Here is a 10,547-nt window from a genome sequence, read left to right on the forward strand (position 1 = left end):
AGCCGCCCGCTCACTTGAGCGGGCGGCTTGCTTTGTTGCTAACAATACTGTTCAATTATCTGGAAATTCTTCAGAACTCCTACGGGCTGCACCTGCCGACAGCCAGGCTCGATCACGCAGTTGCGCCACTCTGCCCTATTCATATTCCGATGAACCAAACAGGCTCGGGGGCAGGCAGACCACTCCCGGTGACAGAACCAGCGGGTGAGTGTATTGTTACCTTGCCAGAGTTGGAAGCGCACGAAACACGGCTCAGAGGCAATCCACCCGGGTGACTTGTCGTGTCTCAATGACCCTCCGGGTTTCTTCGGGCCACTCGATTCTTGAGGGCGGACCCCAGGTTCAGGTTGGAGCCGATCTTCCCTGCGTAGGCCTTCGGAGTTCATTTTGGCCGGTGCGCGCTTGTGGAACCTGACGCTGTACAAACACATTGGCGAAGCGCAGGATGGGCGCGAGCAAGAGGTTAGATCATGAGCGACCTGAAAAAACGCTACGGGCTGCTTGGCCTGGGATTTGCCGCCACGCTTGTGCTGATCGTCCTGGCGTTTCTGGACAAGCCGGACTTGCGCTTGGAGGAGACCCTCACCACGCAGCTGCGCCTGGCTCAGTTGGCGGGGGGCATGCGCGTGGACCTGCGCAAGAACCTGGAGGCCGAAAAGAACGCCCTCCTCTCCAGCAGCAGGGAGCAGGCAGCTTCGTTCGCTCAGGAAGCGACCGCCTCCGCCAACCGTGTGGAGCAGGCGCGCGCGGTTCTGGACGCGGCCTTGCGCAAGGATCCTTCAGGGGCGCTCTTGGAACGCCTTGAGGATTTCAACCGGGGTTGGGCCGAGTTGTCGTCCATCGACAAGGAATTCCTGCCTTTGGTGGTCCAGAAGACCAACACGCTGGCATCCATGCTTTCCTATTCCGAGGGCGTCCAGGCCCTTGACCGGCTGGAGGCATCCCTTGGCGAGGCCTTAGGCATCCAGGGCGGCAAGGATACGGGCATGGCTCTGTCCTGCCTGACGGTCCTGGCTGAAGCAGCCCGTATCCTGGCTCTCCAGGGGCCGCACATTGCCGAGGCGTCGGACGCGCGCATGTCCGAAATCGAGGCCGCTATGAATGCAGGTGCGGCCAAGGCACGGAAGGCCCTTCGGGGGGCTGGGCAAGGGGATTCACTGGAATTGGCGCGGGCTTTGTCACAGGCGAGCACCGACCTTGAAGCTTTTCTGGACGTGAACGTCAGGGTGCTGGAACTTTCCCGCATCAACTCCGACGTGAAGTCCCTGGCGCTCTCCATGCAGCGCAAACAGAACGCGGCCGCAGCCTGCGAGACGGCCCTGGCCGCCATACAGACGCAGTTGGACGACCGCCTCTCCAAGGCCACGCGGTAGCACGACATGTTCCCGGGAGTGTCCTGGTGAGCGGCGCTTCGTCGCGCCATCCGGCACGCATCGGCGCGCCTGGGGTCTTCTGCGCCATCTTGGGGGCAAGCCTCTGGGGGATCTCCTTCGTGGCGCCGCTCCTGATGCCCGGAATTTCGCCCTGGGACGTGTCCCTGGGCCGCTACCTCGTGTTCGGCTCTCTGGCGTCGCTGCTCATGTGGCGGGGCGGCCCTGTGCGTGGTCTTACTCGCTCCCAATGGGCCACGGCCTTTCTTTTCGCCTTCACAGGCTACTACGGCTGCTACACGGTGCTGGTGGCTGCCATCGATCTGGCCGGCGCGGCGTTGCCCACACTGGTGATGGGGCTCACCCCCGTCACCGTGGCCCTTGCCGCCAACCTCAAGACCCGCGAAACCCCTTGGCGGCGCATGGCGCCGCCCCTGTGCGCCATCGGGGCAGGGCTGGCCGCCGTGAACCTGGCCCGGCACGGCCACGGGCTCTCCTCGACGGCTCTGGGCTGGGGCATGGGCGCGAGCCTGGCTGCCCTGGCGCTGCTTACCTTCTACCTGGTGGCCAATCTCCTCTTCCTCAAGCGCCACCCGGAGCTTTCACCGGTTCGCTGGGCCAACGCCGTGGGTTGCGCGGCCTTTGTCTTCTCCCTCTTCGCTCTGCTGGGACGGCTCGTGCTGGTGCGTTCGCTGCCCTGGGAAGGAACCGCCACCACGCCTCTGGCCTATGCCTGCGGGTCTCTGGTGCTTGGGCTGGCGGTCTCCTGGCTGGGCGGTGTGATGTGGAACAAGGCCAACACGCTCCTCCCGGCTGGCGTGGCCGGTCAGGCCATCGTGTTCTGGCCGGTCTCGGGCATCCTCTACGCCTGCATCCTGCAGGGCCAGCTTCCCTCTGCCGTGGAGGCGGCGGGGATGGCCCTGGTCTTCGGGGGCGTGGCTTGGGGCCTCAAGGCAGCAAGCCGGAGTTCCGGCACGGCGGGTTGAGGGCTTCCGCTCAGCCGCGCCGGGGGATAACCGGCACGGTCAGCGCGCAATCTCGCCCCTGGCCGATGTGGAGGCATGCCCGGCAGCGAGGACTGGCTTCATAGGCCGCCGGGAACTGCCCGACCAGGGGATTGCGGGGCTCGAACCAGCGGCCCTGCACCACCAGGCGCAGCCCCTCGCCTTTGCGGAAGAACGTGGCCGAAGGCAGCAGGGCCATGTCCAGCAGAGCGACCTTCCCGCTCGCCAGTGGCAGGGCCCGAAGGTGCGCGTGACCGGGCACGCCAGGCAGCGCAGAGTACGAATCCTCCTCGCGGTGCGAGGTGCGCAGCCAACCGGTGGCCACCCTGTCCAGGCCGAAGCCGTAGGACCCCTCGAAACCCACCGTGCGCCCGCCGGAAAGCTTGTACACCCCCGCGAAGAGGCAGCAGTCATTTGCCCCCTCCAGTTCCAGGTGCAGGCGCAGGCTCATGGGGCCGGTCAGTTCCGTATCCTGCTCGAAGACGTGCTCGAAGACGGCGCGGCCGGACGGCAGGTCCAGGAGCATGGACGAGGGCCGTGTCGAGGGCTCGCCGGAGAGTCTGCCCGAGGCGTCCAGGAAAAGAGGCGTCCAGACCGTGCCGGGCAGCGGCCAGGAGGATTCCCGGCGCACCTCCCGGATGTCGCTCCCGCTTTCACGCACCTCCAGGCGGACGGATGGTGTGTTCAAGATGCCCGTGTCCTCGCCCTTGAGGAACTGGCCGAAAAAGGCCTCCTGGGCTTTTGTGGCGTCTGAGCCGTAGAAGGTGCTCCATTTGCCGCCCCGGTGCGTGTAGAGCCATTTACGGGCCGAAGAGGCGCGCAGGAAGGCACGCAGGGACCCGCCGGAGTGCAGGCAGTGGTCCGAGAAGCTGGCGCAGACCAGCATGGGCACGGTGACGGACTCCAGGTCCGGGGCGTGCTCCTGCCACCACGCGTCGCGCAGGGGGTGTTCCAGCTGGGATTTGCGGGGATTGTCGGCCGTGCGCCCGGCCTTGAGCACCTGCCTGCTCCAGAGCTTCATGAACCCGTCCTCGCGGACCCCGCCGGGATAGGCCAGGTCGCGGTAGAGGTCGCTGAAACCCTCCCAGGGGCAGATGGCCGCGAGCCCCGGCGGGTTGAGCTGGGCCACGCGGTACTGGCTGAGCGCCAGGTAGGAGACACCCAGGAGCCCCACCTTGCCCGTGGACCAGGGCTGCGAAGCGGCCCATGCGATGAGGTCGACGTAGTCGAGGGCTTCGGCGTGGCTGAGCAGCGTGCCCTGACCTTCCGAGTTGCCGAAGCCGCGCAGGTCGCAGTTGACCACGCAGTAGCCCCGGGGGACCCAGAAGGCCGGGTCCGGGGCCTCCCAACTGGTCCAGGCCGAAAAGGCGAAGGGCTCGGGTTGGCGAAAGAGGTGGAAGCGCAGGGGAACCTTGTAGCCGCCTTTCCCGTCGGGCTTGGGCAGATCGTCCTTGCCGTAGGGGTGGGCGCAGAGGATCACCGGACAGGGGCCGTCCGTCTCGGGCCTGAAGACGTTCACGCGCAGGATGGTTCCGTCGCGCATGGCCACGGGAACGTCTCGTTCGAAGCGCACGCCGGTGGGCGGGGGCGTGACGGTCACCCGGGGCCGGAGCATGCGCCGGATGCGGTTGAGGGCGTAGCGGAGCCGTTCGAGTCCGTCGGAGTAGTCCATGGGAGACTCCTAGCGCGGTGGCGAGCCGTTGAGCGTGAACCGGTCGCCGTCCCATAGCGCGTCGGCCAGGAGCCGGTCGCCTTCCCTGCGCAGCCGGCCCAGGGCGACCTGGTTTTCCACGGTCATGGACAGGACCTGCCCGCACTGTTCCGGGGGCACGCCGTGGCCCAGGGCCTTGACGGCGCAGAGCAGGTTCAGGAGGTCGGGCTCCCGGCCGGAGAAGGCGGCCTTGGCGCGCAGGAAGGGCAGCAGCCCTGCAAGGTTTTGAGGCATGTCGGAGAGCGCTTCGACGCGGACCTCGGCATGCAGGGACTGGAGGGCGTTCCCCTCCAGGAGCTTGAGGTCCAGCTCCAACTGCGGGCCGCCCTTGAGCAGCGCCTCGCCCACGGCGCGCAGCTGAGACTCTTCCGGAGCGCCCCGGCCCGAGACCTGGCTCGCCCGCAGGAGGGCGGCGAGGCGTTCCATGGCGGCGGCGTCCAGATTGCGGGCCTCCAGGCTCGCGCGCAGGGGAACGGACCGGCCGCCCTCGGGGGCCAAGGTTCCGGCCAGGGCGAAGAGGTAGTCCAGCGCCTCGCTCCTGGGGAGAAGGCCCACGTCCGCCTGGACATCCCGAAGATGGAGGGATTGCCCTCCGGACTGGACCGCCCGAAACGAACCCGCCTTGAAGGCGTAGGTTCCGGTCCAGAAGCCGGGGCGGGACATTTTCGAATCGAAGGAGAGGCTCAGCCCCTCGAGTTCCGTCCCGGCGTCCTTGTCCCGAAGGCTCAGCCCGGGCGAAGCGAGCGTTCCCGAAACGGCGTCCATGGCGGCGTTCATGACGGCGGAGGCCGTGAGCCCCTGGAAGCGGACGGTGACCTGCCCTCCTGTTTCGTCGGGGAGGGTCTTCTCCAGAGGAGGAACCGTCAAGTCCATGACGGACTTGCGGTCGAAGGCGTAGCGGAGGGTGGCCCGGGTGGCGGAAAGTTCCGGGAGCCGCGCGAAGAAGTCGCGCACGGAGGCGTCCGAGGCGGGGTCCACGGCGAAGCTGACCGCGACAAGCGCAAGGCAGGGGGAGAAGCTCCCGGCGGCCAGGGGCAGAGGGCCGTGGGCGATGTCGTAGGCGACGTCGAAGACGAGGCGGCGGGTCTCCTCAGGCTTGTCGGCGTCTTCGGACAAAGCCAGTTCCTGGCGGTAGACCAGGCGGCTGGAGAAAAGGCCGGCCGAGCGCTCCTTGAGGCTCATGGCCGTCCCCGGCGTGCCCGAGGCGGCCGAGGCCAGGGATTGTTGGACCGCATCCCGGGCCTGGGAGCCCAGATAAAGGAAGGAGCCAAGAAGGATCAGAAGCGCTGCGGCCAGAATGGCCAGAAGAGTACGCATGGATCGCCCTGCCGGTTGACGTGTCGGAACACCTGGGCTTGGCCCATGCGTGGAACCATGCCCCATCCGGGCCGAGAGCGCGAGCGTTTCGTTGCCCGTATGGAAAGGTTCAGGCCGGGCGGTAGGCGAGCAGGAGGTCTCGACCCAGGGGGGTCGCGTCCGCCAGGCGCAGGTTCAGGGCCTTGTCCATCTCGTGGGGCGGGCCACCCGCGAACACGGGCACGCCCTGTTCGTCCCCGAGGATCTTGGGGGCGAGGACGTAGAGGAACTCGTCCATGAGCCCCTGCCGGGCCAGGGAGAGGGCCAGGCGTCCGCCTCCCTCGCAGAGGGTCGAGTGGCAGGCGGCCTCGGCGCGCAGGCGCTCGAAGCCCGCGCCAAGGTCCAGGCGTTCGCCTTCGAAGGGAGGGAGGTCCCACACGCGCACGCCCATGTCGCGCAGGGCCTCGGCCCGGGTGGAGGCGGCATTGGCGGCGTCGGTCCAGAACACGGTCTGCTCCGGGCGTTCGCGCAAAAGCGAGATGGCCGAGCCGGATTCCGGCAGCAGCGAAGTGACCACCACGGCCAGGGGTTGGCGCTCCAGCGGTCGGCCCTCGATGCGCGCCGTGAGCTGGGGGTTGTCCTGGCGCAGGGTTCCGCCGCCCACCACAACGGCGTCCACGCGGGTGCGCAGTTCGTGCACCATGGCGCGCGATTCGGGGCAGCTCACCCAGGCTGCGCGGCCCGAGCGGGCGGCGATGCGACCGTCGAGAGTGGCCGCCATCTTGAGGATGTTGTACGTGCGCGCGGTGAAGCGCCAGACGTTGAAGTCCGCGATGAGGTCCAGGCACTGGCGCTCCAGGACGCCCACGGCGACCTCCACGCCCCGGGAGCGCAGGAAGTCCGCGCCGCCGCCCTCCACATGGGGGTTGGGGTCCAGGCAGCCCACCACCACGCGGGGAACGCCCGCCTCCAGCACGGCCTTGGTGCAGGGCGGCGTGCGGCCGTAGTGGTTGCAGGGCTCCAGGGTGACGTAGAGGGTGCACTGGGCCGGGTCCACGCCCTTGGCGCGGGCGTCGGCCAGGCAGTTCACCTCGGCGTGGGGGCCGCCGCAGCGCTGGTGCCAGCCTTGGGCCACCACGCGGCCCTCGCGCGCGAGCACGGCGCCCACGCAGGGGTTGGGTGCCGTGGTCCCCTTGCCCAGGCGGGCGAGGTCCAGGGCGCGGGCCATGAGGGCCTCATGAGTGTCTGGGCAGGATGTCAAAACCGACTCCGGCTTCGTCGAGCATGTCCTTGGAGAGCTCGTCGGGGTAGCCCTCGGCGTAGTGGATGTGCTGGACGGAGCAGTTGATGAGCATTTTCGTGCAGATGATGCAGGGCTGCGTGGTGCAGTAGATCTCGCAGCCCACGAGGGACACGCCGTGTGTGGCGGCCTGGATGATCACGTTTTGTTCGGCGTGCAGGCCACGGCAAAGCTCGTGGCGCTGTCCCGAGGGGATGCCCAGCTTCTCGCGCAGGCAGCCGATGTCCAGGCAGTGGGCGGTGCCTGCGGGCGCGCCGTTGTAGCCCGTGGCCAGGATGCGCTTGTCCTTGACGGCGATGGCCCCCACGCGGCGGCGCAGGCACGTGGAGCGCTCGGCCACCAGGAAGGCGATGCGCATGAAGTATTCGGGCCAGGGGAGGCGAGGGTCCATTGTGTTCAGCAATACTCCGGTTTCACGAGGTTGCGGTCTCTGGCAAGTTGGAGCAGTCCATCCAGAAATTCCCGAAGGCGCGGGCATTTCCCGGCTGCAAGTTCGGGGTCGAGCTTTCGGAACAGTTCCTTGCCGTTGCTGGTTGGCTTGTACCCTTTTCCCATGCCCTTTTCATAGAGGGCGTCGAGCCTGGATTTGGGCGTTTGGGTGAAGTTGATATCCTCAGGCGCCTTGAGCTTGGGCGGCCAGACTTGGCGTATGGATTGCGGGAAAATGGTTGGGTCGCTGAAGAGCCATGCTTCGAATTCGTGGCAGGCGAAATAGTGGCGGTAGCGCGCGTCCTGGTGCAGGTTCTGCATGTAGTTGCGACCCCATGCCCAGCGGTCCTTGGAGGAACAGACGTCTTTCGGATAGAACGTGGGACCGTAGAGATCCAGGAGCGAGACGACGCCGAGCACGTCTTCCTTGCGCAGGTGGAGAGGAACTTTGACTGGCACGTCCTTGACGAGTTCGGGCCAGCCGTCGAAACGAACGGTTTGCAGGCCCAGCGGCTGGAGGGTGCGTCGGTCCAGCCAGCGTTTGAGGAATTCCTTGATCGCCAGGTTTTCGCTGCGGCCTTCCACGAAGAGGACGAGCCTCATGCGAGGTCCTCCAGTTCGCCGGAGCGAAAGAGCGCACCTAGGGAATAGTGTTTCAGCCAGTCCGAGAGTTGTTCGTTGTCAACCACCTTGAGGTTGGTCTGACCGTCCGTCCAGGAGGCTACGGTGACGGTGGGGTTGAATGGGCCGCAAGCGGTAAGAAACTGGTCCGAGTGGGTGGTGAAGATGATCTGGCTCTTCTTGCTGGCCTCGGCCGCGAACTCCGCGATGATGGGGAACATGGACGGATGCAGCCCGGTCTCGGGCTCGTCGATGGCGATGAGCGGAGCGGGCTCGGGGTTGGCCAGGATGGCCAGCAGATAGAGAAAACGCAGGGTGCCGTCGGAGATGTCCAGGGCAGACTGCTCGCGCTTGAGCGACTTCCAGCGGATACGCAATTGGACGCGCTGGTCGGCCGCCGGAGGGAAAACGAGCTTTTCGTAGTCGTTGCCGAACGCGGCAGACATGGCGGAATCTACGTCGGACTCGAAGGTGCGGTCGGTGGTGTAAAGGGTGTGGAGGACTTGGATGAGATTTGAACTATTGGTTGCAAGACGTTTCTCGAAAGACGCGACTGGTGCCTGCCGGAGGGGAGAAGACCTTCTTGCGTCGATCTGATCGTAAATTGTCCAAGCCGATGCCGCAGCCTTTACAGCTGAACATGAAAGACTTCCTGAAGTAAAAAATCCTTGTGGGATGGCAGACAGTATTGTTTCAACAGCCGACATTGACTCTTCTGTGAAATGAACATCAATGCCATCGTCTTTCTCAAGTATGCCGCCTTTAGCGTCACGTCTGATGATCGACCGGGGTAGTTGGTGAGTGTTTTGGTCAGATGTTCGTTCTATGAGTGTGAATGTCTCGTCGGATATGATATAGGCACCGATCGGATTCAAATTTGATATGGTGAGTGCGTAATGTGCGTCTGTTCGTTCATTTGAATAAAGTATGTTCTCCAAGTGCACGCTGAGTAGGACTTGCGGAGCCGAGCCATCCCACACAATGGATCGGATGCCACCGAGGGTATTGATATGCTGATGGAGTGTTCCTGATGAGGACAACTTATAAAGAGTTAATATGTCGAGCAAATTACTCTTCCCCGACCCGTTCGGCCCAATCACCACGTTCAGCGCTCCCGGTTCCCAGGAGACCTGTTTCAGGGACCGGAATCCCTCCACTTCCAGGCGGTGAATGCGCATAATCCCTCTGTATCCAGGCGGTCTCTCTCTTGGGGTTCGTGAGGCCTACGCGCCCGTTTGTCAAGGACGGCTCCACAACGGCGCGGCCTCGAAATACCGCGAAGCGGGAGGGGATTCCAAAAGGGCGTAGCCATATGGACGGAGGCCTCCCGCACGACCATCCCTCCCTTCGCGTCTGCCCGTCCAGGCCCACACCCAGCCGTGCTTTCCTTCCCCAGCCAAAGCGAAAGGGCCGCCGGTGCGCCCGGCGGCCCTTTGAGGGTTCGTCAACTCCAGCCGGGTCTACCAGGCGAAGAGGGGGTACTTGCTGGCGAAGGCCTTCACCTCGGCCTTGATCTCGGCGAGCTTCGTGGCGTTGTCGCGGGCGGTGACGGCGGCGTCGATCCAGGCGATCACCTTTTCCATCTCCAGTTCGCGCATGCCGCGCGTGGTGAGCGCGGGCGTGCCCAGGCGGATGCCGCTGGTCACGAAGGGCGAGCGGGTCTCGAAGGGCACGGTGTTCTTGTTGGCCGTGATGCCGGCCGCGTCCAGGGCGATCTGGGCGTCCTTGCCGGTCACGTCCTTGTTGGTCAGGTCCACGAGCATCAGGTGGTTGTCCGTGCCGCCCGACACCAGGTTGTAGCCCAGGGCCACCAGGCCTTCGGCCATGACCTTGGCGTTGGTGACCACCTGCTCCTGGTAGGCCTTGAACTCGGGGCGCAGGGCCTCGCCGAAGGCCACGGCCTTGGCCGCGATCACGTGCATGAGCGGTCCGCCCTGGATGCCGGGGAAGATCTGGGAATCGAGCTGTTTGGCCTCGGCCTCGCCCGCCAGGATCAGTCCGCCGCGCGGTCCGCGCAGGGTCTTGTGGGTGGTGGAGGAGGTGAAGTGGGCCTTGCCGATGGGGCTGGGGTGCTGGCCCGCGGCCACCAGGCCCGCGATGTGGGCCATGTCCACGAAGAGCAGCGCGCCCACGGAGTCGGCGATGGCGCGGAAGCGGTCGAAGTCGATGACGCGGGGGTAGGCGCTGGCGCCGGCCACGATCATTTTCGGCTTGTGCTCGGCGGCGAGCTTGGCAAGCTCCTCGTAGTCGATGGTCCCGGTCTCCTTGTCCACGCCGTAGAAGACGACGTTGAAGAAGCGGCCGGAGAAGTTCACGGGGCTGCCGTGGGTCAGGTGTCCGCCGTGGGAGAGGTTCATGCCCAGGATGGTGTCGCCGGGCTTGAGAACGGAGAAGTAGACGGCCATGTTGGCCTGTGAGCCGGAGTGGGGCTGGACGTTGGCGTAGTCGCAGCCGAAGAGGCGCTTCACGCGGTCGCGGGCGAGGTCTTCGGCCACGTCGACGAATTCGCAGCCGCCGTAGTAGCGCTTGTGGGGGTAGCCCTCGGCGTACTTGTGGGTCATCACCGAGCCCTGGGCCTGGCGCACGGCGGCGGAGACGAAGTTCTCGGAGGCGATGAGTTCCAGGCCGCAGACCTGGCGTTCGATCTCGGAGGCGATGGCGGCGGCGATTTCGGGATCGCGGATGAAGATCTCGTCCATGGAAGGCCCTCCTGCTGAAAAAGGTGAACGGACCTGCCGGTCAAGACCCGCGAAGCCCGTTGTGTCGAAAGCTGGAGGCGGGACGCCCCGCGTGGGGCGTCCCGCCGGTCGAACCGG

10 protein-coding genes are annotated in these 10,547 nt (G+C 65.7%); 3 read left to right on the forward strand and 7 right to left on the reverse strand.

From position 1 onward, the window contains the following. The 3 genes from ACV4UX_RS07190 to ACV4UX_RS07200 form a co-directional block, all read left to right on the forward strand. The coding region (locus ACV4UX_RS07190; protein WP_491592636.1) for a hypothetical protein at positions 1–275 on the forward strand (275 nt) is incomplete at its 5' end. Between the two features lie 195 nt (positions 276–470). Beyond that, a complete protein-coding gene (locus ACV4UX_RS07195) occupies positions 471–1,373 on the forward strand; it encodes a hypothetical protein (protein WP_491592637.1) in 903 nt (300 codons plus the stop codon). 26 nt (positions 1,374–1,399) lie between these two features. Further along, complete coding sequence (locus tag ACV4UX_RS07200) at positions 1,400–2,356, forward strand: DMT family transporter (RefSeq protein ID WP_491592638.1); 957 nt, start codon at positions 1,400–1,402, stop codon at positions 2,354–2,356. 10 nt (positions 2,357–2,366) lie between these two features. On the opposite strand, the gene ACV4UX_RS07205 is transcribed toward ACV4UX_RS07200, so the two are convergent. The 7 genes from ACV4UX_RS07205 to glyA all read right to left on the reverse strand — a co-directional run bounded on the left by ACV4UX_RS07205 (position 2,367) and on the right by glyA (position 10,430). Further along, positions 2,367–4,046, reverse strand: a complete 1,680-nt coding sequence (locus tag ACV4UX_RS07205; RefSeq protein WP_491592639.1) for a CocE/NonD family hydrolase — start codon at positions 4,044–4,046, stop codon at positions 2,367–2,369. Positions 4,047–4,055: 9 nt separating this feature from the next. Continuing rightward, complete coding sequence (locus ACV4UX_RS07210; protein WP_491592640.1) at positions 4,056–5,402, reverse strand: DUF945 family protein; 1,347 nt, start codon at positions 5,400–5,402, stop codon at positions 4,056–4,058. A 109-nt stretch (positions 5,403–5,511) separates the two neighbouring features. Beyond that, complete coding sequence (ribD, locus tag ACV4UX_RS07215; protein WP_491592641.1) at positions 5,512–6,609, reverse strand: bifunctional diaminohydroxyphosphoribosylaminopyrimidine deaminase/5-amino-6-(5-phosphoribosylamino)uracil reductase RibD; 1,098 nt, start codon at positions 6,607–6,609, stop codon at positions 5,512–5,514. A 7-nt stretch (positions 6,610–6,616) separates the two neighbouring features. Continuing rightward, on the reverse strand, positions 6,617–7,072 hold the full coding sequence (locus ACV4UX_RS07220; protein WP_491592642.1) for a deoxycytidylate deaminase: 456 nt from the start codon (positions 7,070–7,072) through the stop codon (positions 6,617–6,619). Between the two features lie 5 nt (positions 7,073–7,077). Further along, positions 7,078–7,713 (reverse strand): DUF4276 family protein, encoded by a 636-nt coding sequence (locus ACV4UX_RS07225; protein ID WP_491592643.1) that lies wholly within the window; start codon positions 7,711–7,713, stop codon positions 7,078–7,080. Continuing rightward, positions 7,710–8,909: an AAA family ATPase gene (locus ACV4UX_RS07230; protein WP_491592644.1), complete on the reverse strand. Its 1,200-nt coding sequence runs from the start codon at positions 8,907–8,909 to the stop codon at positions 7,710–7,712. Before ACV4UX_RS07230 ends, ACV4UX_RS07225 begins: the two co-directional genes overlap by 4 nt. A 282-nt stretch (positions 8,910–9,191) precedes the next feature. Further along, entirely contained in the window at positions 9,192–10,430 is a 1,239-nt protein-coding gene (glyA, locus tag ACV4UX_RS07235) for a serine hydroxymethyltransferase (protein ID WP_491592645.1), read from the reverse strand. Between the last annotated feature and the right edge of the window lie 117 nt (positions 10,431–10,547).

Source organism: Fundidesulfovibrio sp., from assembly GCF_058402725.1.

Coding starts and splice junctions, on each gene's coding strand:
- ACV4UX_RS07210 (WP_491592640.1), bottom strand. CDS start 5,402: ATGCGTACTCTTCTGGCCATTCTGGCCGCAGCGCTTCTGATCCTTCTT.
- ACV4UX_RS07205 (WP_491592639.1), bottom strand. CDS start 4,046: ATGGACTACTCCGACGGACTCGAACGGCTCCGCTACGCCCTCAACCGC.
- ACV4UX_RS07230 (WP_491592644.1), bottom strand. CDS start 8,909: ATGCGCATTCACCGCCTGGAAGTGGAGGGATTCCGGTCCCTGAAACAG.
- ribD (WP_491592641.1), bottom strand. CDS start 6,609: ATGGCCCGCGCCCTGGACCTCGCCCGCCTGGGCAAGGGGACCACGGCA.
- ACV4UX_RS07220 (WP_491592642.1), bottom strand. CDS start 7,072: ATGGACCCTCGCCTCCCCTGGCCCGAATACTTCATGCGCATCGCCTTC.
- glyA (WP_491592645.1), bottom strand. CDS start 10,430: ATGGACGAGATCTTCATCCGCGATCCCGAAATCGCCGCCGCCATCGCC.
- ACV4UX_RS07195 (WP_491592637.1), top strand. CDS start 471: ATGAGCGACCTGAAAAAACGCTACGGGCTGCTTGGCCTGGGATTTGCC.
- ACV4UX_RS07225 (WP_491592643.1), bottom strand. CDS start 7,713: ATGAGGCTCGTCCTCTTCGTGGAAGGCCGCAGCGAAAACCTGGCGATC.